Source organism: Aureliella helgolandensis (assembly GCF_007752135.1).
In the GTDB taxonomy this organism is placed as follows: Bacteria; Planctomycetota; Planctomycetia; order Pirellulales; family Pirellulaceae; genus Aureliella; species Aureliella helgolandensis.
This window is the reverse complement of record NZ_CP036298.1, coordinates 4,946,254-4,970,682: the sequence shown is the minus strand read 5'-3', so window position 1 is coordinate 4,970,682 and position 24,429 is coordinate 4,946,254. Positions and strand designations below refer to the sequence as shown.

Annotated in this window: 17 protein-coding genes; 11 read left to right on the top strand and 6 right to left on the bottom strand. The window is 55.6% G+C overall.

The features are described from left to right. Positions 1–6: 6 nt before the first annotated feature. Complete coding sequence (locus tag Q31a_RS17415; protein ID WP_145080590.1) at positions 7–1,347, bottom strand: outer membrane protein assembly factor BamB family protein; 1,341 nt, start codon at positions 1,345–1,347, stop codon at positions 7–9. 460 nt (positions 1,348–1,807) lie between these two features. On the opposite strand from Q31a_RS17415, the gene Q31a_RS17410 reads away from it, so the two are divergent. Genes Q31a_RS17410 through Q31a_RS17395 form a run of 4 tightly spaced genes read left to right on the top strand, consistent with a single transcriptional unit; the run spans position 1,808 to position 8,773 of the window. Further along, positions 1,808–4,345 carry a hypothetical protein gene (locus Q31a_RS17410; RefSeq protein ID WP_145080587.1) on the top strand — a complete coding sequence of 846 codons (2,538 nt, stop codon included), beginning with the start codon at positions 1,808–1,810 and terminating at the stop codon, positions 4,343–4,345. A gap of 34 nt (positions 4,346–4,379) precedes the next feature. Next, complete coding sequence (locus Q31a_RS17405; protein ID WP_145080584.1) at positions 4,380–5,393, top strand: ABC transporter ATP-binding protein; 1,014 nt, start codon at positions 4,380–4,382, stop codon at positions 5,391–5,393. Then, on the top strand, positions 5,390–7,051 hold the full coding sequence (locus Q31a_RS17400) for an ABC transporter permease subunit (RefSeq protein WP_145080581.1): 1,662 nt from the start codon (positions 5,390–5,392) through the stop codon (positions 7,049–7,051). Before Q31a_RS17405 ends, Q31a_RS17400 begins: the two co-directional genes overlap by 4 nt. A gap of 33 nt (positions 7,052–7,084) precedes the next feature. Continuing rightward, entirely contained in the window at positions 7,085–8,773 is a 1,689-nt protein-coding gene (locus Q31a_RS17395) for a HEAT repeat domain-containing protein (protein WP_145080578.1), read from the top strand. A 51-nt stretch (positions 8,774–8,824) separates the two neighbouring features. Here Q31a_RS17395 and mntR read toward each other — a convergent pair whose 3' ends face one another. Next, on the bottom strand, positions 8,825–9,241 hold the full coding sequence (mntR, locus tag Q31a_RS17390; RefSeq protein WP_145080575.1) for a manganese-binding transcriptional regulator MntR: 417 nt from the start codon (positions 9,239–9,241) through the stop codon (positions 8,825–8,827). A gap of 259 nt (positions 9,242–9,500) precedes the next feature. Between mntR and Q31a_RS17385 the strand changes: the two genes are divergently transcribed. The 4 genes from Q31a_RS17385 to Q31a_RS17370 all read left to right on the top strand — a co-directional run bounded on the left by Q31a_RS17385 (position 9,501) and on the right by Q31a_RS17370 (position 13,867). Continuing rightward, the gene (locus tag Q31a_RS17385) at positions 9,501–10,595 is read left to right on the top strand and encodes a DUF1559 family PulG-like putative transporter (RefSeq protein WP_145080572.1); all 1,095 of its coding nucleotides are present in this window, start codon (positions 9,501–9,503) and stop codon (positions 10,593–10,595) included. A gap of 2 nt (positions 10,596–10,597) precedes the next feature. Next, on the top strand, positions 10,598–10,945 hold the full coding sequence (locus Q31a_RS17380) for a hypothetical protein (RefSeq protein ID WP_145080569.1): 348 nt from the start codon (positions 10,598–10,600) through the stop codon (positions 10,943–10,945). A gap of 189 nt (positions 10,946–11,134) precedes the next feature. Beyond that, positions 11,135–12,613 carry a sulfatase gene (locus Q31a_RS17375; RefSeq protein WP_231690814.1) on the top strand — a complete coding sequence of 493 codons (1,479 nt, stop codon included), beginning with the start codon at positions 11,135–11,137 and terminating at the stop codon, positions 12,611–12,613. Positions 12,614–12,748: 135 nt separating this feature from the next. After that, positions 12,749–13,867, top strand: coding sequence for an SMP-30/gluconolactonase/LRE family protein (locus tag Q31a_RS17370; protein WP_315851621.1), 1,119 nt, complete (start codon positions 12,749–12,751; stop codon positions 13,865–13,867). Positions 13,868–13,878: 11 nt separating this feature from the next. Here Q31a_RS17370 and Q31a_RS17365 read toward each other — a convergent pair whose 3' ends face one another. Both Q31a_RS17365 and Q31a_RS30895 read right to left on the bottom strand, forming a co-directional pair. Continuing rightward, complete coding sequence (locus tag Q31a_RS17365; protein WP_231690813.1) at positions 13,879–14,793, bottom strand: sulfite exporter TauE/SafE family protein; 915 nt, start codon at positions 14,791–14,793, stop codon at positions 13,879–13,881. A gap of 316 nt (positions 14,794–15,109) precedes the next feature. Then, complete coding sequence (locus Q31a_RS30895) at positions 15,110–17,299, bottom strand: amidohydrolase family protein (RefSeq protein ID WP_231690812.1); 2,190 nt, start codon at positions 17,297–17,299, stop codon at positions 15,110–15,112. A 232-nt stretch (positions 17,300–17,531) separates the two neighbouring features. Here Q31a_RS30895 and Q31a_RS17350 point away from each other — a divergent pair, with 232 nt between their 5' ends. Further along, entirely contained in the window at positions 17,532–19,673 is a 2,142-nt protein-coding gene (locus tag Q31a_RS17350; protein ID WP_145087377.1) for an FAD-dependent oxidoreductase, read from the top strand. On the opposite strand, the gene Q31a_RS17345 is transcribed toward Q31a_RS17350, so the two are convergent. Next, positions 19,604–20,113, bottom strand: a complete 510-nt coding sequence (locus Q31a_RS17345) for a hypothetical protein (RefSeq protein ID WP_231690811.1) — start codon at positions 20,111–20,113, stop codon at positions 19,604–19,606. The two genes, Q31a_RS17350 and Q31a_RS17345, sit on opposite strands and share 70 nt — an antisense overlap. Positions 20,114–20,209: 96 nt before the next feature. On the opposite strand from Q31a_RS17345, the gene Q31a_RS17340 reads away from it, so the two are divergent. Together Q31a_RS17340 and Q31a_RS17335 are read left to right on the top strand one after the other, a co-directional pair. Next, positions 20,210–21,034: a PhzF family phenazine biosynthesis protein gene (locus tag Q31a_RS17340; protein ID WP_145080564.1), complete on the top strand. Its 825-nt coding sequence runs from the start codon at positions 20,210–20,212 to the stop codon at positions 21,032–21,034. 117 nt (positions 21,035–21,151) lie between these two features. Next, positions 21,152–23,200, top strand: coding sequence for a sialidase family protein (locus Q31a_RS17335; RefSeq protein WP_145080561.1), 2,049 nt, complete (start codon positions 21,152–21,154; stop codon positions 23,198–23,200). Between the two features lie 294 nt (positions 23,201–23,494). Here Q31a_RS17335 and Q31a_RS17330 read toward each other — a convergent pair whose 3' ends face one another. Further along, complete coding sequence (locus Q31a_RS17330) at positions 23,495–24,361, bottom strand: pirin family protein (protein WP_145080558.1); 867 nt, start codon at positions 24,359–24,361, stop codon at positions 23,495–23,497. Positions 24,362–24,429 lie beyond the last annotated feature (68 nt).

Below are 24,429 nucleotides of genomic sequence, written 5' to 3'. Positions count from 1 at the left end.
GGAAAGTTAGAGGTGTTGGTCATCCCCGATGCAGTATAGCGAATGATCGGTGCGGATGAGGATCTTATGATCGACGACTACTGGAGTGGCATTACCACCGCCATCTTCGAGCTCATTTTCGGAGACCAATTGAAAATCTTGGTCCGATTTAAATACGGTAACTTTGCCATCTCGGGTCGTGGCCATGAAGAGGTCATCCACTTGAATTGGCGAAGCATAGGCTGAGCTCCCAACCCGTGTGGTCCACAGAAACTCACCGGTCAATAAATCCAAATCAGAAAGGACACCTGAATCGGCCAGTAGCAGGAGGCGTCCATTGTGGATCAATGGCGACGGCACCCAAGCGACGTTTCGCACCGCTTCCCAAATGACTTTCCGCCCATGGACACCGTCCATTTCGTCGGTTTTGATGCAGATGACTTTCTTTTGAGGATAGCCACCACTGACGATGAGGTAAGGGTCTTCAACCGCGATGCAGTTTGCGTTCACATCGGCAGGCCCCGGGTTCTCCCAGATCAATTCTCCGGTCAGCGGGTCGTAACTGCTCACTAAATGCCAGCCGGCCAAGATCAATTGCATTCGCCCCGCCAGCTCCACTACGACAGGCGTTGCGTAGTTTGCGTGCTCGTCATCGGGCGTTCTCGGTTGTCGCCAGACTTCCTCTCCGGTGGCGCAGGAAAAAGCTCCAATGAAGCCGGTTTGCAGCGCTTCGCCAGCTACGAAGACCAAGGAATTGTGAATGCAGACGGAGGCGCAAAATCCGTGTTCTGAAGGATAGGGCCCCACGCGGTTGGACCACGCGATTTTTCCATCCATGTCGACGGCCGAAAGGAATAGACCGTCGCTGTTTCCAAAGGCTGTAAAAATGTGGCGACCGTCGGAGGCGGGAGTCGCGGAGGCATGCGAATTATCGCGGTGTTTCTCCGAGAACTGCCCACGGTGCAGTGGTGTGCTCCACTGCTGTTCGCCGGTCTCAAGTTCATAACAGAGGAGCGATTGAATCTCGCCCTCCTCTTCCGCGGTGGTGAGGAAGATTTTCTTGTGGACGACGATAGGAGAAGAGTGTCCCAAGCCAGGGACAGCCGCCTTCCAGAGGATGTTTTCAGTGTTGCTCCATTGGGTCGGAATTCGTTGTGAGGTGGTCACGCCGTCCGCGCGGGGCCCGCGCCACCAGGGCCAGTCAGTGGAGCTTGGCTGGTAACCGTCCGCGATGGTTGTTGTGGTTGCCTCCGTTGTCTGGGCCCGTGCGTTGGGCATGGGAAGGAAGAGGCAAATAGCCGCGAGCAATACTGAAGTGAAACGCGGCAACCGTGCGCCCTCCAGTGAACTTCTGTAAACAAGGGACATTCCTATGACTCCGTGACAAGTTGTTGTGCGGCGCAGTCTTGCTTTGAAGCATGGCGGCGTGGGGGCGTGCGGAAAAATAAGTGCTTGGTGTCGTGGGGCTTGGTGTCGCGGTGGATCGCGCGGCTCGCCTGCAGTTGCGGTGCGGTGGGCGGTGGGCGCGCGCAATGAACGAAGCACGAAGTAAGACTTGCAATCCAAGGTGGTGAATGACGACCGGATGCTGGGCTAGTTTGGAGGCAGGTGGCAATCGGAACACGCCGGAGCCAGCTGCAGCGTTTCAATGGCCATTGTAGCAACCGCGCGGTGGTGGAGAGGCGGTAGGGAGGTGAGTTCTTGGAAATTCGATTTTTGCGGCTGTGGATTGGCATGTTGAGTCTGGCGCTGCTAAGCTGTTCGCCACCGGTTGTGGGCTGCTGCATGTCAGGGGCATTGTGACGAATATTTGGGGAGTATGGCGTTGATGGTTATTGCCCGAAGCTGCTTAATTCTTGTTTGCCTTTTGCTGCAAGCCGGGACGTGTTGCGGACAGAGCGAGTCCCCAGGATTGGTTTTCAATGGATTCGGCAAGGCCTCGCACGGACGCTTGATGCCAGGCGGCTGGTTGGTACTGAACGCCAATGTTGCAAACCGGGGTGAGGAGGCCGCTACGGCCCGCGTGGTGGTGACGATTCCCGAGGCCGTGAATGTTCAGAGTTCGCGAACCGTAACGCTATCGCCTAGAAGTAAAGAATCGCTTGAGGTTTACGTCCAGATTCCGGCGTCCTTGAAGGACGTAAGCGTGACCGAAGTTCAAGTCTCGCTCTACCAAGTAGAAAATGGTGAAGCACGCCTTCTAGACAATCAAGGGGTGCCCATGCAGACGAGCTTGCGACTGCCGGTACAACCCTCCTCGAGTTGGCTCTTCTTGGACATCGAGGCTGAGCCGCCTACTCTACTCCGCTGGCAGTGGCCGCTGCAGAAGGGCTACTACAACTACGAGGTGATTGTTGCGAGTCGCATACGAGCGGGATTTTCTCGAAATGCGAGTAGCTTTGAGCATACGCCTCTGCCACTGCGTCCCATGGATTGGAGTGGGGTTGAGGCGATGGTAATTTCGCATACCGATTTCTTTGAAGACGCCGTGGCAGTCGACACCCTTAGCAAGTTTGTGAATGGTGGTGGGACGGCTTGGATTTTGTTGGATCGCATTCCCTGCGACTTAATTCAGCCGATGCTTGCGAGTGGACAGTATTGTGAAGAGCTGGACGAAGTGGAGTTGAGTTCCTTTTCCATTTCCGCCTCGTCGATTGGGCAAGCCGTGTCGGCTGCTGAGGCGACGCTGGAGCTGGACAGTCCAGCCAAATTCAAGCGAGTTGTTCAAGTGGGTGGAGAGGTCTCGCATGCCGTAGATGGTTGGCCTGCGGTGACCTGGTTCCCCGTGGGACAAGGGAAGCTGGTCTTGACGACGCTTGCTAGCGAAGCTTGGTTGGAACCGGGGTCGGAATCCACCGAGGCAGGCATGCAGACTCAGTACAAGATGCGTGCTTGGTCGGCCCCGTTTGGTCGGAAAATTTATGACACGCCCCTGCCACTTCCTCTGTCGCAGGAGGTGAATTACCCGCTGGAGTTGATTGGCAATCCAATTCTGCCGAAGGGTACGGTGGTGTTGGTGTTGGTCGCTTTTGTAGGGCTCATCGTGTTGCTGGGCGCCAGCCTGTTGCAGATGGGCAAGGCGACTCGGTTGGGGATCTATGCACCTCTCCTCGCAATTGCTGTGAGCAGTGCCCTGTGGGCATCTTCGGCCTGGGTCCGACGCGACATTCCCGAAACGGTTTCACGCTTGCAGGTGGTTCAGATCGCAGCGGACGGAAATTCCGCATTGGTGAGAGAGCAGGCAGCGGTCCATTTGAGTTCGGAGAGTGCGATGAGTTTAGACGGGCACTCTGAAGGGTTTGCGCAGGCCAGTGCCTCAATTCAAAGCGGCATCAAACGCTTCGATGTTGGCGGTTTGACCGAATGGCACTTGGAAAATCCGGCTTGGCCACCTGGTGCGTGGCGTTACACTTCGCAGCAAGTGGTGGAAACCGAGCGACTGCTCGCCACCGCACGCCTCACCAAGTCTGGGCTACAGATCGATTTACCTGATCAGCTTGAATCGTTGGCCGATCCGCTGGTGAGCTTCGTGCCTAACCAACCGATGTTAGGGCAGCTGAGCGATCAGCAGGTATTGGCGGATGGCAGCCAAATGGCCGAGGCCGACCGTTGGGTTTCTAGCGCTCTGATTGATGCAGAGCAACTAAGGCACAGCGAAGTGTTTCAAGAGATGTTCTCTGGAACCCAACAACAACTTCCTCCTCGACGGACGCTGCTTGGTTGGACGGAGACTTGGGAAGGTTCGGAGTGGACGAACCCCAATCTGACTCGCAAGGGAGCCGCCTTGGTTCAAGTCCCCATCCGACTAGTGCGGCCAGAGGTGGGGCAGGAATTCTTGCTTCCAGCAGGCATGCTCCAGCTCCGCAAGGATCCCACTGAGATATCGCAAATCTCATCATTCAACGACTACAACGGCAAGTGGGGAAAGGATGTCTCGCTCAGTGTCTATTCCCATTTGCAGTTTCTGCTTCCTCCTGAGACTTTGCCTCTTCAGGCGAGCTCCATGGATTTGGAATTGGCCATTAAGGCCCCGCATCGCGTTGTTCGAGTGCTAAGTCGTGGCGCAGCTTTCAGTGCGGAGCCCGACGAACCGCTGGCTGAGATGTTCGAAATTGTATCGTTGGATAGTCCGTCCGTTCCGTGGCGGGCAAGCATCACTGATCCTCGCGTGCTGGAAGATGCACAGGATGGCGTGATTGACCTTTATCTGGAAGTCGGAGAGCGAACCGATGTAGAAGAAGGTGAGGATCTTGGAAGTGTGGTGACGTGGAATATTGACGCTTTTAGGGCGAGCCTGATTGGAAAGCGGATGTCGGAAGAGGCTGTACCTCTGAAACCCCGGCAGGGAATCGCTCGTAAGCTTTGAACTGAATTTTTACTTTTAAGGCAAGAACACTACCATGTCGTCCAGTTCAGAACCGGTTGTATGCACGCGGAATCTTTGCAAGAGTTATGGCAGTTTCACGGCGCTCAAGGATTTAACGATCCACGTGGATCGCGGCCAGATTCTGGGATTCATTGGTCCCAACGGTGCCGGAAAAACAACGACCATCAAGATCTTGGTGGGCTTGTCGCGTGCAACATCTGGATCAGCCACGATCGCCGGTGTGGACTGCAGCGAGAATGCCGCGCAAATCAAACATTTGGTGGGCTATATGCCCGATCGGTTTGGATCGTATGACAACATGCGGGTGCGCGAGTACCTCGACTTCTTCGGTGCAATTTACCGGATTCCAACCAGTCGTCGTCGCAAACGCATCGAAGAGGTTCTGGAGATTACCAACGCGACGTACATGCAAGACAAGTTTGTAGAAAGTCTGAGTCACGGCATGCAGCAACGCGTGGGAATCGCGCGAACGCTCTTGCATGATCCGACGGTAATGATCCTCGACGAGCCCGCGAATGGCCTCGACCCGAGTGCTAGAATCGAAATGCGAGAAATATTGCTGCGTTTAGCCGGCGAGGGAAAAACTCTGATCGTCACCAGTCATATTTTGCCTGAATTGGCTCGTATCTGTGACACGGTGGCAATCGTTACCGGCGGCAGTTTGCGAGCTTTCGGAACCTTGGACGAAGTCATGCGTACGCTTTGCCCTGTCCGTAGTTACGAGATCCAATTGCTGACCGAACAGGATTTGGACCTTGCCATCGCAGGGCTTGCTAAAGCGTTGCCTGAATGCCGCCCGAATGTTAGTCGGCCGGAGCGAATGCTACGATTTCCAATTGCTGAGACGGAGGAGAGGCTGTCACAGCTACTGAGTCAGCTGGTGAGCGAGGGAGTGAAAATGGTGCAATTCCGCGAAGTGGTAGGGGATCTCGAAGACGCTTTCCTTTCCGTGGCTGCTGGGAAATCCGAGGCGGTCGATAGTCCCCATTCACCTGCCGCAGAAAGCACCGCTGAGGTGACTTCATGAACGTCCCCGCCGTCAGCGGAAATCCCATCCTGCATCGAGAGTTGCTCGACCGACTACGCTCGTGGAAGACTGCAGCGGCAATTCTGGCCGTAGCGGTGGTGAGTAGTGGCTTGGTCATGTTGCGCTGGCCAACCGACGCCACGGTGGACATCGTTAGCCAGGGAACGCAGCTGGTCTTTCGCCCCTTAGCCTGCGCCTTGACCCTGGCCGTTATGATGTTGGTTCCCGCCTTTCCAGCAACATCCCTGGTGGCCGAACGCAGGCGAGGAACGTTGGCGCTCTTGCTCAACTCTCCCCTGTCAGCCTGGCAGATCTACTGCGGCAAATTGCTCAGCAATGTGCTGCTGTCCCTCGTCTTGATTTCGGTGAGTCTACCAGCTCTTGGCGCGTGTTTAGCAATGGGCGGAATCACCATGCAGCAACATGTTGGGCCGCTGCTACTGGTGTTGATCGCCCTGGCGGTGCAGTACTCGGCGGTAGGTTTGTGGATTAGTATCCGATCGAGTACGGCGGATGCGAGCCTACGCTGGACCTATGTCGCAATCATGGCCTTAGCTGTATTGTCCGTGGGGCCGCTGGTGCTGACCGGCACACTATCGGGCATCAAAGCGACGTTGGCTCAAATTCTAACAGCGGTCTCGCCAATCTCGGCACTACAGCAGATCACGGCGTCGCAGGCTAGCGTAGCGGAACTGGGACTCCACACGGGGTGGATGGAATTCTTGATCGCGAGTTGTCTCGTTACCGCAATTCTGGCGATACTTACGATCCGCAAGCTCGATCCCATTCTGCTCGATCGCCCCAGGCCGGCTGGCAAAATCGTCAGTGGGCCCCCAAGCCTGGCGCGACGCATGGCCTATCTGGTAGATCCGGAGCGGCGGAAATCGGGGATTGCCTGGTGGCTCAACCCGATCCTGGTGAAGGAGTTTCGGACGCGAAAATTCGGGCGTTTGCATTGGCTGATTCGCCTCGTTTCGATTTGTGCCATCGTGTCGTTAATGTTGACGGTTGTGGCTGCGACTGGGACGGTTAGCTGGGGAGTCGAGCGGATTGCGGGTCCCCTGGTACTCATGCAAATAGGCCTGCTATTGTTAGTGGGACCTAGCTTAGGTGCGAATCTCATCGCGGCTGAAGTCGAGAGTGGCGGGTGGCAGTTACTGCGGGTATCGCCCATCTCAACGATCCGCGTGCTTTCCGGAAAGTTGATGAGCGTCGTTTGGACCTTGCTACTCGTGCTACTGGCTACCTTGCCAGGCTATTTGGTCATGAGCTACATCCAGCCCTCGCTGGCGGGACAAATCTCCAATGTGGTGGTCTCCCTGCTGTTCGCTGTGGCGTTGGTGGTGTCGATTAGTGCGACCGTTAGCGCATTCTGCCGTTCGACGGCAGTTGCTACTGCGACAAGTTACGGAATTCTGCTTACCCTTTTTGCGGGCACTCTGCTGATTTGGATGGCACGTGGCAAGCCCTTCGGACCCATATTCGTCGAGCGTGTGCTGATGTTCAATCCCGCGGCACTGGCTCTCAGTGAAATGGGGGCCCCTGGTTTCCAAAATTATGATTTGACGCCAGGGGGATGGTGGGTAAGTGGAGTGCTGGCGCTCGTTTGCTTGTTGGTGCTGAGTATCAGAACTTGGCTGCTAACACGTCCCGACTAGATTTCGCCCATGACTTTTAAGAGTAGACGCACCATGTGCCTGCATATGAAATTGATATTCTCCGCTACCTGCCTCATGTCGATGCTGGCAGCCAGCATCGTGCAATCGCAAGAAGCGGTCGAGCTGCGTCATCTTTGGGAATTCGACCCCGACCTTGGTTGCTGGCGACTGGACGCTCCCGAGCCAGCTCCGCTCACGGTCGACATGGATCGGCTGTCTTCGGAGCAGGATGTATATCGAATCGCGGAGGTTCGCCGGATCGTAAAATCAGCGAGTCCGGTCCAACCGGAACAACGCGACGCAGTCGTTGGAGCTGTGCAGCAGGCTCTGCTTGCGGGAGAGGCCAATGCGCAGCTTCGCCTCGCGCTGGTGTCAGCCAGTCTTAAACTTGCGAGTGATGAACAGCTGCACGAGCTGTGGAAGATGGCAGCTAGCGATGAGATCTTGCGGAGTGTGGTAGAAGCGGGATTGATTGAACGGCGGCATTCGGCGGCCAAGTCCCAATGGCTCTCGCGACTTAGTTTGCCCCATGTCAGGGAACACGACTTGCGGCTAGCCATCCGTGGCGTGTCTGCCATTTCAGCGACGGAGGCTATCGAGGATCTAAGGGGGGTGGTGCGGAGCGATGCGTTGACCCTTCCGATCAAGCTCGTTGCTAGCCAATCGCTCGGTTACCTGTCGACCGATGGGCAAGAAACGTTGGCTCGGGAGTTGCTGGACTCGCAAGCATTTGCCAAGGAGCAGCTGGCTGCAAGCATTTTGGTTCAGCATGAGGGGGAGGCGGCTGCGCGGCTGATGCGGGACATCTTTGACAGTGAATTTGCGCCTGCGCAAATTATGGCCTTTCGCTGGTTGGACGAGCATGCGTCGGAGATAGCCCATGAACTGTCGCAGCAAGCGCTGGGGCATCAAGACCATCAAATGCGTCTGTTGGCACTCAAGCATTTGCACCAATGGCACGATGCGGAAAGCCTCAAGCTACAGGGAGGGTTGCTGAGTGATCGCAACCCCACAGTACGCCGCTCAGTACGCGATCATTTGATCGAAAAAGCAGGCGACCCCATGCTAGAGCCGATTGTGAATGAGATTCTGAACGAGCAATTGAAGGGCGAGCCGTTTCAGGGGAGCGAACAAGCGGTCTTGGTCGTAGCTGCACTGGACCAAAAGGAACGCTCCGGGCAATTGATTGCATTGCTCGATCATCCCCGCCCGGAGGTTTCGATTCGCGCGGCCTGGGCACTGCAACAGATTGTCGATGCCGAACCTGACCTGGATGCCATCTTCGAGTATTGCCAAGAGTGGACGGCGATGTTGGAGTCGGAGGATAGGGCAGGCTTGGTATCGCACGACGATGTCATTCGACTGGCTTTTCTCTTTCAGGCGTTGGGACGAAACCGTTACCAACCGGCCGACGGCATGTTGAGAAAGTATGTGCCCAAGAATGACCAACGCATGCGTTCCGATGCACGCGCCGCTGCAATATGGGCGTTGGGGGAAATTTTTCGAGGGCAAGAGGATGCTGATTTAATCCAAACATTTGCGGCGCGGATGATGGACAACCATCCCTTGTATCCCGAAGACCCAGCCGTGCGATATTCATCTGCGATTGCGATAGGCAAGATCGGTGGTGAGCAAGCGCTCAAGGTGCTCTCTCCAATTTCCGGCGAGCTCCCGCCTCAAGTCGTATGCGCGGTGGAATGGGGAATATCACAGCTGCAGTGAGCCTGGATACGCGCTGGGACAGCCGCTCCGCTCTCCAGCGGTGCTGGCAGGTCAGCGTTGGATAAAGCTCCGCATCGCTTGGAGCGTTTCTGGGCTGACGTGATGTTCAATGCCTTCACTGTCCACTTGGGCAATTTCTTGGCTGACGCCTAGCGCGAGCAGAAACTCGAGCACCACTTGATGCCGTTCGGCAGCGGTCCTTGCAACCCGTTTGCCTTTGGTGGTGAGTAGGACGGGCCCATAGGGTTCCGTTTCAACGTAGCCGTCGCGCACCAGTCGTCCGATCGTGCGATTGACGGTCACGTGGCTCACTTCAAAGCGTTCCGCCAGATCTACGGCGCGGCAAGCTTCCTGGCGTTCGAGAATGTCTGCAATGGCTTCTACGTAGTCTTCTGCGAGCTCGGTGGCGTGATCCGAACGGATTCGCGAATGCAGTCCGCGGGCGTGGCGGGAGTTCGATTTGGCCAATGTCTCTTCTCCATCGACAAGTGGGGTGCCCTGAGGGACGCGAGCCTACGTGCCCGGCCGGGGGCTCCGTTTTCAGCACTCAGAATAGTCGCTTGACGCAAATTTAGCATAGGCTACAATCCCAAAGTGTAGCCAAGGCTACACTTTGGCGTGTGTTCTCCGTTCGCAGCTTGCGAGCTACCGCCGGCTAACTACCCATCCGTTGTCGTTCTATGTCCCGGCAAACTGGATACGTGACCCTAAATTTGGGAGAGTTGTAATGTTGCATGCGTATTACTTTGATCGACAGAAGCGTCCTGGTTTTACCCTCATCGAGCTACTGGTGGTGATTTCCATCATCGGAATATTGGTGGGCCTGTTGCTGCCTGCCGTGGGGGCTGCGCGAGAAGCGGCTCGAAGAATGCAGTGCAGTAACAACCTTAAGCAAATCGGTCTCGCTGCCCACAACTATCATTCCGCATTTCGAATGCTTCCCTCGGGTTATTGTGCCTACGCCACGCGTGATGGTCGGGGCCCGGCCCAGGCGGCGATTGATCCGTTGACTTGGGATGCGGCACCTGGTTGGGGCTGGAGCGCCCTGCTCCTTCCCTTCCTGGAGCAAGCTGCATTGTCGAACTCAATCAATTTCGGCAGTCATATCACGGACCTTCGAAGCGATCCGTTGTTGGCGACTTCCCTTGCTGGTTTTAGATGTCCGTCCTCATCCGGCCCAAGTGATGCATTTTTCGCTGCAGATGAGTCGGGCGAAAAGCTTCTGCGAAATGGCGGCAACATCTTGCTAGGGCGTTCCAACTATGTGGCGAGTCATGGGCAAGAGTCGTGCTGGGGCGAGTGCGGTTCGGCATCTACCGGGATCGTATTTACGAACATCTATACCTCCCAAACCAAGACCGTCGTGATCGCTGGAAATGCTGCCAATGTGGCTGATGGTCCGTTCTATCGGAATTCTCGCGTCCGGTTGGGAGACGTGACCGATGGAACCAGTAGCACAATCTTCTTCGGAGAGCACTCCTCTAAGCTGAGTGATAAGACTTGGGTGGGGGTAGTGCCGGGAGCCTTTGTCCGCCCACGCATCAAGTCGCCACTCAATGGACCTGACGCTGCAGCCACCTTTTTGCTGGTCCATGCCGGGCCCTCTGGTGGCGAGCTCGATATCACTGGCACACCGATAATCCACCCTGTCAACTATCCAGCTCTCCATGTGGGGCAAATGTACGCAGAGCACTTCGGCGGAGGGATGATTGGATTTGGGGATGGGGCGGTACGCTTCGTATCGGAGAGTATCAATCTCATGACATGGGCTGAACTATCGAGCATGAATGAAGCCGAAGTCGTGTCGGGAGAGGACTACTAAAGATGAATCGCATTTTCCAAAAACCAATGGGTGCCCTACTGGCGGCAGTTGTGCTGATCGGCTTGGGGTATTGGTGGTTCTCGCCCGAATACGGCGAAACCAGTCAGCTTGGCTATGATTGCGCCATCGCACTCTATTCTGCCTGCAATCAGCAAGATGTGCAGAAACTCAAGCAAATTGCAGTGATCGTGGAAACTTCAGTTGACGCGAACCAATTGTCTGAAAGGGAGATGCAGTGGTTGCAGGACATCATTGCTTTGGGGCAAGCGGGGGAGTGGAAAACGGCCATTGCTAAAACTCGCCTCTTAATGGAGACGCAATTGCAGGAGGTCAGCGGCAAGGTTTCGTAAGGAAGTTACGAGCCGGCGCGTCTAAGCGACGGCCATTCCAATCCGGCCGAGAGAAACTGTTGGCGACGAAGCAAGCGATGTTGCCGCAGTGTATGATGGAGACGAATCTGGAAGCATGCCCATGCATCATGGGGCCCATGCAAGCCCTGAAATTTGCAACCCAACGCCCCCATTGCTAGAGGTTTGGAGATGAGGATCAAGCTGAATCAGATTGTCAGCCTGTTGTTATGCGGAATGACGGGCGTGTTGACCGCGAACGGTCAAAATGCCCAGCCGGCGGAAGAGAGCGTCGGTCGTCCGCCTAATGTCGTGGTGTTTTTGGTCGATGACTTGGGCTATATGGACATTGGTGCCAATAATCCAAATTGTTTCTACGAAACGCCAAACGTCGACCGCTTATCGCAAACTGGCATGCGTTTCACCGATGGCTATGCCGCCAATCCCGTCTGTTCGCCAACGCGATATAGTTTGATGACGGGTAAGTATCCCACGCGCGTTCAGGCCACCAACTTTTTTTCAGGGGTTCGCAGCGGTACCTTCAATCCCGCCCCACTGCGTGGCCACATGCCGCTGGACGAGATCACGCTTGCTCAGGCTGTGAAAGGAGCGGGCTACGCGACCTTCTTTGCAGGCAAATGGCACTTGGGAGAAGACGCTGCCTATTTTCCTCAGAATCGCGGCTTTGATGTCAACATTGGTGGTCATAAGGCAGGCGGCCCGTACACCGGAAACAAGTATTTTGCCCCGTTCAAGAATCCGGAGATCAAAGTTGAGAGTCCTGAAGGGGATCATCTTCCCGATCGTCTGGCACGCGAAACAGCACAGTTTATCCAAGACAATAAAGACCAGCCGTTCCTGGCTTATCTCTCGTTCTATTCGGTACACACACCGCTCATGGGGCGCCCAGATCTCGTGGCAAAATACCGTGAGAAAGCCAAGGCCATCACCGGGACGGAGTTCGCTAGCGAAGAGCAAGTCTTTGGGGACAAGCCACGGAACGTCCGAATTTTGCAGAATCATGCCGTGTATGGCGCCATGGTGGAAGCCATGGATCAAGCGGTGGGCAAGGTCTTGCAACAACTGGAGGACGCAGGAGTTGCGGACAACACCGTCGTGATTTTCACTGGGGATAACGGCGGACTTTCAACCTCCGAGGGATCGCCTACCAGCAACCTACCACTACGCGGCGGAAAGGGTTGGGTGTACGAAGGGGGAATACGAGAGCCGTGGCTAATTCGCTATCCAGGCGTGACAGCCCCGGGAAGTGAATCTAGTGAACCGATCTGTTCGATTGACCTGTTTCCCACCGTTGCCAAGATTGCTGGCGTAGAGATCATCCATGAAGTCGATGGGGTCAATCTTCTGCCTGCACTCCGTGGTAAAGAACTTCAGCGTCCTTCGTTGTTCTGGCACTATCCCCACTACAGCAACCAAGGCGGATTTCCTGGCGGGGCGATTCGTCAAGGAGATCTCAAGCTGGTCGAACGCTATGAAGACGGACGCGTGCACTTGTACAATTTGAAGGACGATATCGGCGAACAGCATGACTTGGCTACAGACATGCCAGATCGCGTAGAGCAAATGCGCAAGGAGCTCCACGCTTGGTACAAGACCGTGGATGCAAAATTCTTAACCGAGCGTGAAGGCCGCCAGCCCTGGCTGCCCTAGCCAGCAACATTTCATGCATTTGCTGTTTCCGGCGACTTGCGCTTCGGCAGCTCCAGCCAACTCACCTTTACCTGGGACCCTCCTAGGGATGGCAATGAGTTGCCTAATCAATATTCACTTAAGGATCGAAGAACCATGAACGAACGCACCCCAAAGCTGTTGAGCACATGTGATGTTGGGTCGGCCGAGGTTGAGGCCTGCGCACCCGCTGCCATCCCCTGCTCCGGTAGACCTCTCCTTTCCTGCTCAATGCCCACAGCGGCGCAGGCGGATGCGTGGAGAGGTCCTGCGAAACGACCGGTACCCAGTGCCTGGCGACAGCTGACGGTCTTGGCAATAGCCTTTGCTGGCTGCGTATGCTCGGCGGGCGCTGCTCACGCTAGCGATGTTACGCACCGTTTTCTGGCGTGCGGTCAAGAAACGTACATCATGGATGAGAGCGGAAATAAAGAGTGGAGTTATCCTCATTCCACACGCGACGGATTCGTGCTGGCGGATGGTACCGTCTTGTTGACTCTGAGTAAGTCGAAAAAGTATCCTGGGGGAGCCGTTGTCCGTATCCAAGCCAATGGGGAGGAATCGCTTCTCTGGCGAGGCACGCAAGCGGAGGTAAACAGCGTACACCCGACCGCTGAAGGCACTTTTGTGCTGACGGAAGCTGGCCCCAAGCCGAGACTGCTGGAGCTAGATGCGACCGGTAAAACCATCCAGGAGTTTCCATTGGCCTGCCAGCTCGAAAACCATCATATGCAAACGCGCATGGCCCGTAAGGAAGCAGATGGAACCTACTTGGTACCTCACTTGCTCGATTTCGCAGTGTTTCAATATGGTGAGGATGGGACGGTGCTATCCAAAATTGATACCACTGTGGCAGGAGACGCCCAGCATGCCATACATTCATGGCCGTTTACTGGCATTCGGCATGATGACGGACAGACTCTCGTCTGCTGTACCCATGCGAACCGAGTGGTTGACTTCGATTCGACTGGCAAGGTGCACTGGCAGCTGACGAATGAAGATTTGCCTGGAGAGTGGCTGCAAGATCCGTGTGGAGGACAGCTATTGCCGAATGGTAATATCGTGGTTACAAGCTACGCGGGTGGTCAGAAAGATCCTCAAGCACCGAAGCTCATTGAAGTGAATCGAGACAAGAAGGTCGTCTGGACTCATTCCGATGGTCAAAAACATGGGATCCACCATTTTCAAATCCTTTCGACCAACGGCACACCGCTTGAAGGCCCCGTGTTGAAGTAGAGTCTGTTCTCCTACGATGATTGGTGCCCAATGGCACAGCTGGTCGGCTCAACCGCATCGACCGGGCTGGGGTGGTCACTCCCCACTCGGTAGAGCAGCTGGAATACTGCGTTGACAATCAGGACTCCGCCGAGTGCTACCAAAAGTGTTAGCCCGGACACCTGTTCGTCGATTAGCGTCCATAGGAATTGTCCAATGCAGAGTATCGAGACCAAGATCAGCGTGGGTGCACGCGAGATCAGGTTGACCACAATCGAACCGATCGGGGCACCCAGGGCGACCACGGGAGCAGCTGCCAACCAGTTAGCGAATACTTCGGGGGCAATGCTAAAATGCGCTGGGAATGCGGTGGCTAGTAAGTAATTCGTGCTGATGCCCAGCAGGGAAGTGAAGGCCATAATCACCACGGAGGTTGGGATGGCTACTTTTAAGTCCGAGCGGTATAGCAGCACGAGCGTGGCGTAGACAATCATATCGATTCCCACTCCGGTGACTGCGGCAACCACCCCACCGAGCAGACCAATTGAGAATCCAATGCGTCTCAGGGGTTGCGGGTTGCGAACGCGGGTGCCCTGCGCTGCAATCAGTTCTTTGAGTTTGAGTAGGTGGAGCACTCCGAAGCTGCACCACACGACAGCGAACGTGAGCTTGACCCATAGGTCCGGAACGTAGGGGGCGATCCAGACAGCCCCCAGCGGCATTCCTAGGATTGCTCCCGCAATGGCTGGGCGCAAAATGTCCCAATCAACGGGACGCCGCGCCGCGAAAATATAGATGCTTGCAGACACCATTCCGATCGCTTGGACCGCTAACGCGAAATTTCTACCCAGTGAACCTGGAAGGTCGAAAAACAGGACGAGCACGGGAAAGCCCACGGTACCACCGCCCATGGGGGTCGAACCTGCGATATACGATCCAAAGCTCATCGTGAGCGCGATTGGCCAGTGCGATTGGACGACTGGCCATAAATTGCAGGAAAAGACCAGGATGCCCCAACTCCCGAAAAAAAGGGCTAGCCATGCATAGAAAATCCAAAGGCGACTGGGAGGTGAAGCTTGGGCCTTGCTCACAATTATCGAACACCTATTCTTGCAATGATTTAGAGCGAGCGGCCGAAGCGCTTTCTCGCGGTGATGGTTGAAGGCTGCATTAGAGTCTGTGGTTCGCGCGGCAGTCAAGAGCTTGGCGGAACGGGCTGCAAGGTTACGTCGTGAATTGCGAAGAACGCCGATGGTGCACCGCTTAGACTTGCGGTCCGCACCGTTGTCCACGAACGTAAACTTGCTCTACGCTTAACTGGGAGTCCAGGATGAGTAGGTCGGCTTGTTTCCCCGGCGATAGGCTGCCTAAATTTTGCTCTACCCCAGCTCGCTCAGCGGGAGTGAGACTGGCCATGCGGATAATCTCCGGTAGCGACGCGGACGTGTGGGCGTGCATGTGGCGCACCATGTGATCCAGGCCCACGATAGAACTCGCCAGACTCTGACGATCTTGCGACCAACCGACCTGGCCATCACTGTAGAGCCAACTGCCACTCTCTCGGTTTCCAAATCGATATTCACCGGCCGGCATTCCCAAGGCGCGATTCGCATCGGTTACTAAGCACAAACGGGTCGCGCCTTTCATGCGGTAAGCAAATTCCAGCAACTCGGGCGCCAAATGGAACCCATCAGCGATGACTTCGGTGCTCATGTCCTCGTGCATCAATACAAACTCAGCCATACTGGCTTGCATGGGGACGTTGAAGCGTTTTCTTAAAGAGGGAACGCTGCTCATCGCACACCAAAAATGATCTACATGTCGCATGCCATGTTCGAAGGCCGTCAGCATTTCGCCCCAGCTTGAATTGGAGTGACCGCAGGTAATTAGACAGTGCGATTGGCGCGCCATTTGGTAGAACTCAGATGCACCAGGGAGCTCCGCAGCGCAGGTCGCAATGCGGACAAATTGGGTATCGAAGTACGCTTGGTTTTCGTCTCGAGTGGGGCTGCGCCGTCCGGTGGAGGAGTGGCACCCTACTTTGTCCTCGGCAAAGTAGGGGCCGTAGAGATGCACACCTGGTAGGTTTGGCAGCCCGGTGGTGAGCTCCGGATTGGACGCGCACAGAGCGACACTTTGGCAAGCGGCAATCATGGCTAGGATTTGTTGAGGTGTTCCGGTGGTCGTGGTCGGGAAGATCGTGGTGGTCCCACGCCGTAAATGGGCACGGCATACTTGTTCAACGGCTTCCACCTGGCCATCCATAAAATCAGCTCCGTCCCCACCATGCACGTGAATGTCGACAAAGCCGGGAGAGACATATTTTCCACGGACATCGAACGTAAGGGACTGGTCGGGAATTTCTTCCCTCTCACTGACCGCTGTGATTCGTCCGTTTCTGCAGAGCACGGTCGAGTTGGGCAAGAGTCGATCGGGGAGGATGGCAGTGCCTCCTATCCAAGCCACGGTGCGGGGGGCCGAGGTGGGGAGCACCCTGACGGGAACCTGCGGGGAGACGGAATGCAGCGGGGGGAGTCCCGTAGGGCGCGGGTGGAGCGTCGGATGCAGTGCGTGCGCTAGGAGTTCGAGGCTATCCACAATTCGGGGCCCTGGACGATTAAAGTAGGCTGAGCCATCGACGACGTAGACGCGGCCGGTTTGGACGCAAGTCAGGGAACTCCACTGCGGATTGGATTGCAGGGTCGGAAGATCTTGCAAAGTCCTCGGAACGTCAAATCCGCAGCAAGCAATCACTAACACCTCTGGATCCGCTGCAACGATTTGCTCCCACTGGATTGCAATCGATTGCTGCCCTCCCCTCTTAAAAAAATCCTCTCCACCGGCGCGAGCCACTAGCTCGGGATTCCAATGTCCGGCCGAGAATGGCGGGTCGATCCATTCGAGGAGCACAACGGTTGGGAGCATTTCTATATCGCACGAAGTCCTCGTGACTCGTTCCACTCGCTCCTCTAACTCAGCGAGGGTTGCTTCAGCTCTCCGCTCGCAATTGCTGGCGATACCAACCTGGCGAATCGATTCAAAAATATCGCTCAGGGTGCTGGGTTCAAGATTCAAGACAGCTGGCTGTGGGGTCATGTGACGTATTGCAGTCTGAACCCCACTGGCTGGTACGGCGCATACGTTGCACAGCGTTTGCGTCACGATCAAGTCGGGTTTTAGATCGGCGAGAAGCTGCCCATTGAGCGCGTAGAGCGAAGGTTCTGTTTTCCATCGCTCTCGTACCGCTTGGTCGATCTGGCTGCTCGTGGCGTTGGAAGGCAATAGGGAATGGGTGACTCGCGGGAGCCCCGAGATAGAACTGGGGTAATCGCATTCGTGCGATATTCCCACCAGCTGATCGGCCAGTCCAAGGCAGCACAGGATCTCAGTGGCACTTGGTAAAAGTGAAACAATTCGCAATGGAGTGACCTCGACAATTCGGGCATCATGCATGGTGTAGTCCACTGGCCAGTTGGGAAATGGGGATTGCCCAATAGGCGTGGAGACGATTGTACTGGACGAAGTAAAGGAAGTCCCTTCAGTGGACGGTGGCTCGAGCGGACGCATTGCCTCGTACACTACTCAAAGATTGAAGTTGAAGGGCTCGCCACCCCATCACAATTTCGAATGTGATATCCTAGCAGGCACTTCCCGCCCGTGTGTTTCCCAAGCTAACGAACCTATGATGTGCTGCCCGCTGAAACCCCTCTGGTTACTCTTGATCCTCTGCGTCTGTTTGTCCTCCCCAGCCGGGGCCAATGAGCAAGAGTTTGACGTTGTAATCTATGGCGGATCCTCCGCTGGAATTGCTGCTGCCGTCCAGGTTCGCAAGATGGGAGGTACAACCATCGTGACCGAACCGTCGCGCCGCATTGGGGGACTGACCACTGGCGGTCTCGGGCAAACCGATATCGGCAATAAGGCCGCCATTGGTGGATTGGCTCGTGAATTCTACCAACGCATTCGCAAGTACTACGACCAACCGAAACATTGGAAATGGCAGCAGAAACACGAATACCGCTCGGGTGGGCAAACACGGAATCTGGCTGAGGAAGATGCCATGTGGACGTTTGAGCCTCAGGCCGCATTGGCAACCATGCAAGATTGGGTCAAGGAGTACAATGTACCGGTCGTGTATGAACAGCGGCTCGACCGATCCGGCAGCAAGTCTTCCCTTCAACGAGGGGCTGGCGTGCAGATGAAGGACGGACGGATTGTTGCCATCACCATGGAAAGCGGCGAAACGTATCGTGGTAAGATGTTCCTGGATGCAACCTACGAAGGGGACTTGCTAGCGACGGCTGGCGTGGGGTACACGGTCGGACGCGAGCCCAATGCCGCCTATCAAGAAACGCTCAATGGCGTCCAAACACAACATGCTGTCTACCATCAGTTCGTTCCTGGCGTCGATGCTTACGTTGTACCAGGGGATCCCTCTAGCGGTCTTTTGCCAGGAGTTGAAGACCAACCGCCCGCTAAGGATGGCTCAGGCGATCGACGCGTGCAGGCCTACTGCTTTCGCATGTGCCTGACCGATCATCCCGACAATCGCGTGCCCTTCGCCAAGCCGAGCGGGTATCAGCCACAGCTTTATGAATTGCTGCTGCGAAACTTTGAAGCAGGAGAAAGCGGTTTTCCATGGATTAATTCTGCGATGCCCAATCGCAAAACGGATACCAACAATCGTACGGGGTTTTCCACCGATTTTATCGGGCAGAATTATTCCTATCCCGAAGCCAGCTACGCGGAGCGGGCGGAGATTGTCGCGGCGCATCGCAATTACCAGCAGGGGCTCATGTGGACACTGGCCAATCATCCACGAGTTCCCGAGAAAATTAGAATGGAAGTGGCTCGCTGGGGGACCTGCCGCGACGAATTTGAAAGAGAGGATGGTTGGCAGGAACAGCTCTATATTCGGGAAGCTCGTCGCATGATCGGTTCGATGGTGATGACTCAGCACCACTGCCAGGGTAGGGAAGTGGCAACTCGCCCCATCGCGTTGGCGGCCTACACGATGGACTCCCACAACATTCAGCGTTATGTGACCGAGACAGGCCATGTCTTGAATGAAGGGGATGTTGAGGTAGGAGGATTTTCACCTTACGCAATCGACTACGGTGCAGTGACTCCGCGCCGAGAGGAGTGTGAGAATCTACTGGTACCCGTCTGTTTGAGTGCGAGTCATATCGCCTATGGATCCATTCGGATGGAACCCGTGTTTATGGTCTTAGGCCAGTCGACGGCAACCGCTGCGATGCATGCCATTCAGTCCGGCCAAGCGGTGCAAAATATTGACTACCGTAAGTTGCAAATGCATCTGCTTGATTCCAAGCAGATTTTGGAGTGGAACGGTCCCAAACGCCAGTCGCCGGAGGGTATTTCAGTCGATGACTTGCCTGGTACCGTGCTCGATGACCAAGCTGGAGTCAGGCAAGGATTCAGCAGCCACAGTGCCACGATCGGACCTTACGTGGGGGCCGGCTACGTTCATGATGGGAACGCCAACAAGGGGCAACAGTCGATCCGTTTTCAGTTCGACGTGGCACAGCCTGGACGGTATGCGTTGAACATCGCCTACGCTCCACACAGCAACCGGGCAACCAACGTTCCCCTTGTCCTGGAACAGGCGGGGGAAAAGTGGAAGGCGACCGTCAACCAACGCAAGCAACCCTCGGATGCGCCCTTCGGAGGCGTGGGGGAATACGAGCTGGCCAAGGGCCAGCTAACCCTCGAGATCAGCAATCAAGGGACAGATGGCTACGTGGTTGTGGATGCAGTGCAACTGCTACCTGTAGAATCGTTGTCCAGTTCTGGAGAAAGCCAATAGATACATTGTCGCCGAAAACCCAGGTACCCGACGCTAATGGTGAGTCCGCAGAATGCGGCGATGGCTAGGGGAGGTGCGCCGTGATCGAGCAGTTTGGTGGTGTCGAGGTATCGGTCGCCAGTCATCCAGGCGGTTGCGAGGTAAGCTCCATTGGAGAGTAGACAGAAATAGGCAATGAACGCGCTCCAGGGCTGGCGCACGATTAACGCCAACATCACGGGGAGCAAGCTGCCCACGATGGGCCCACCCCACAGCGTAAACAATGGCCACGGATCAGGTTCAAAGATACTGTAGGGTAAACTCCATGGAACCAAGCTCACGCTTTGCAGCGTTCCTCCGCAGGCCCATCCGCTCACGATGTGCCCAAACTCATGAAGCGTCGTCATGGTGCACCAGGCTAGGATCAGCAGGATTAGGAATTTCGCAATTCGCCAGCGCATTGGCTATTGTCCATCCTCAAAAATGTTACTGACGCTCGTTGAGCCCCTAACTCCCCCAACGCAGCATTCGCCACCCAGATCGCTGCAGAAAACCCCATGAGTCCATCCAGTCTACCCATTTGGCAGGTTGATGCCTTCGCAGAGCGTGCCTTTACTGGCAATCCGGCAGCGATCTGTATTTTACATAAGTTTGCCTCCGACCAGTGGTTGCAATGTGTTGCTGCTGAGATGAATTTGGCGGAAACCGCGTTCGTCGTGCCAACCGAAGAGGCGAGTCTGTATCACTTGCGGTGGTTTACACCATCGACAGAAGTTGACTTGTGTGGCCATGCTACGCTCGCTGCAGCGCATGTGCTGTGGGAGCTCAAGCGAGTCCAACACAGCATGCCAATTCGCTTTCGGACCAAGAGTGGCCAGTTGGTTTGCTACAGCACCGGTTTAGGAATCAAATTGGATTTCCCGGCATCGCCCGTCGAACCCCTCAAGTCCGAAGCAGTAAAGCTGGAACTTCTAGAAACGCTGCGTATTCCGCAGGCCGAGTTTTTTCAAACTTCGTTTGACATCATGGTATGTGTCGATTCACCCGACGTGGTTCGCGACCTGAATCCGGACTACCGACAGTTGGCCAGAGTGGAAACACGAGGTGTCATGGTCACCTCTACCGCCGATATCGAAGGAGTCGATTTTATATCGCGGTTCTTTGCCCCACGGTGCGGCATTGCGGAGGACCCCGTGACAGGATCGGCTCACTGCTGTTTGGCCCCCTACTGGGCGGAGCGAATGGGACGCACAACACTTGTTGGGTACCAGGCGTCGCCACGCGGCGGAATCGTCCGCTGCGAGGTGGTGCACGATCGTGTTCACTTGACCGGCAATGCCATTACGATCCTCGAGGGATTTCTCAAGTGTGAGCCCGATTGACGAACGCGTCGCCCGATTCATCGCCAGGCAAGCTTATTGCGTGACGCGATGTGGGGGAAGGTTTCACGAGGGCGACCAGTTGCACGTCCAGAGAATTCGAATTTGGAAAGTTAAACAATGAATCGAAGTTTGAGCTGGCAGCGAGCACTCACTGCCGCGTTTACCCTAGTTCCAGTGTTCGCATTTGTGCTTGCAGGAGCCTTGCGGGCTAATACAGCGGATTTTGAGCATGCGCAGGCTGGCCCCTTTCAGTCGCTGGATACGAACTTGGGCAAGTGGGTTGTTGTCCGCGGGAGTGCGCGAGTCGACAGGGAGCATGCTGCGAATGGCAAGCAGTGTTTGCACTTGGCAGGTGGCACGGAGACTTCCATCGAATTGACATTGGCTGGGGCGGTCCGTACCGATGGAAACTTGACGTTTCGTGCGGAGCGGTGGACCAAACGCTCGCCCTTTACGTTTCGGATTGAGAAGCGGGTGGACGGGCAGTGGCTGGAAATATGGAATGGCGACAAACAAATTCAAGTCGGCCGTGGTTTTCTGTCGGATATCGATCTAGCACTGGCTGACCCCAACCTTGATCGCTTGCGAATCTCCGTGACCAGTCCCCCTGGTACCGGAGTGTTGATCGATGATGTACGTATCGCACCCGCCCAAGTGCAGAGAATTGTTGCGGCAGAGGTCGTTCCACTGACGTTGCCTGCCCTGGTGGGAGTGGAACATTGCCCCATCGTGAAACTGAAGATCGAAACTTCGGGGCGCGTGTCTCCCATTTCTTTATCTCAGATTCGCGGCAACTTGAAGGGAACTATACTGGAGGACGAGATTACGCAAGTGAGTGCATTCTTCACTGGCTCAAGCGGGCGCTTCAACACGGCTGTTGCATTGGGTTCTACGGAGCGAATCGATTCGTCTTTTCAGTTCGATTGCGGTCTAGAACTCGGCGAAGGTGCGAACTACGTTTGGATCGCTTGTGGGCTTCGAAAGGATGCCAATATCGATCACCGTATCGGCGCGGTATGCGAGCAACTGACTTTTTCAAATGGTGAAACGATCCAACTCGACGCTGCCCCAACGGTGCAACGGATGGGGATCGCGCTGCGTAGTCGCGGCGAAGATGGAGTCCACACCTATCGTATTCCAGGCTTAGCTACGACCCTGAGTGGCTCACTCATCAGCGTTTACGATAACCGGAGAAGCAAGGGAGGGGATCTTCCGGGCGATATTGATGTGGGAATGTCGCGTTCCACCGATGGTGGTCTGAGCTGGCGGCCGATGAGAACCATCATGGACATGGGGCAGGATCCGGAATGGAATTACGATGGAATTGGCGATCCGGCTGTGCTGGTCGATCGAAATACCGGCACGATCTGGGTCGCGGCAACTTGGAGCCACGGGAATCGTTCTTGGCATGGATCTGGTCCAGGACTTCAGCCCGAGGAAACAGGGCAATTAATACTCGTGCGGAGTGACGATGACGGACTTACTTGGTCTGACCCCATCAATATCACCCAGCAAGTTAAACGCCCAGAATGGTGTTTCCTCCTACAGGGACCTGGTAAGGGAATCACCATGCAGGATGGTACTCTCGTGTTCGCTGCACAGTATCAGGACTCCCCAGAGAATGATCGCTTGCCCCATTCCACGATTCTCTATTCCAAGGATCATGGAGCGAACTGGCATATTGGGACTGGGGCTTTCGACGATACGACGGAAGCGCAAGTGGTGGAGCTCGAGCCAGGGGTGTTGATGTTGAATTGTCGCTACAACCGAGATTCGGTGCGAGTTGTCATGACGACCAACGATATGGGAAAAACCTGGCACAAGCACGCCTCCTCCGAACGGGCCTTGATTGAGCCCACTGCATGCATGGCAAGTCTTATCAACGTGGACCGAGAAGTGGGAGCTAATGTTGGCACCTGGCTCCTGTTTTCCAACCCTGACAGCACGCGTGGACGCCATCACATCACGATCAAGGCGTCCCCAGATCATGGACTCACCTGGCCGAAAGAGCATCACCTTCTACTGGATAAAGGAAGTGGCAGTGGTTATTCCTGCATGTCCATGATCGACCGGCATACGGTCGGCATCCTGTATGAAGGCAGCCAAGCTCAGCTGACCTTCCAAAGAATTCCCCTCAAGGACTTGGTGCCGCCGCTAAATCTGTAGACTGAGGCTCACTAAAGTTCCACGCCGGCCCACTTATTGCCAGGATAGTGACTGGCAAATTTGCTCAGCAACCAAACGGGGATCGGGATGTGTGCCGTCCAGCACTGGGATTCAGCACTGGGGACCGGTACCACCGGTGAGCAAGGAAGGTGGCTGCCGCTTGAGTTTCACTGGCGTAAGACCCTCGCGGCAGAACTGAAACGGACTTAAATCTCCCCGCCGGCAGGTGAGGTGGGCTGGGGAGTTTCGAGAATTAGGCCTTGGGAGCCGGCCCGAGAGCCTGGCTGGCAAAGGTCACTCCGCTGGCGCCAGGTGCCCCATCTTGCCCGCTTGGTAGGCCTGTATGGATTCGTGAATTTCTTCACGTGTGTTCATGACGAACGGTCCTTGTCCAACTACGGGTTCACCTAGGGGTTCGCCGGTAAGCACCAAGATTCTTGATTCTGTTTCGGAATGGATTTGAATCAAGTCTCCCTCACGTTCCAGCAAAGCCAATTCAACGCCCTTCATGGGCGAATCGTTGACCCGCACCGTCCCCTGTTGAGTGATGAGCACGGTAGTGTGTCCGGCTGGCACTTTCAGGTCGACTGTCGCATTTGCCTTGAGTTGCAAATCCCAGACGTTCATCGGCGTAAACGTACTGGCGGGCCCATCCGCCTCACCGAATTGCCCCGCAATAATGCGTGCCGTACCGGCAGCGTTCGCGAGCTCGACACGAGGAAACTGGTCGTCGCGCAGGTCTTGGTACTTCGGTGGCGACGCCTTGTCGGTGGAACGCAGGTTGACCCACAATTGAACCATTTCAAGGGTACCGCCGTTCCGAGCGAAGTTACGGCTATGAAATTCTTCATGAACGATGCCCGAGGCGGCCGTCATCCACTGCACATCTCCGGGGCCCAGGTTTCCATGGCTGCCCGTGGAATCGCGATGCTCAAGTTCGCCCTGGTACAGAATCGTAACCGTTTCAAAACCGCGATGCGGATGCTCACCGACGCCGCGTTTCGCTTCATCGGGAGCAAAATCTTGCGGACCGGCATAGTCAAGCAAAAGAAACGGATCGTATTCGTTCCCTGAGCTGTAGGAGAAAAGACTGCGCACTGGAAAGCCATCGCCAACCCAATGCTGTGGAACATTCCGAACTATTTGCTTAATCTTTTTCATCGAACGATTCCGTGGTAGGTGAGGTGGATGAGGCTCGGCCGACTAGACCGAACACCTGTGACTGCGAC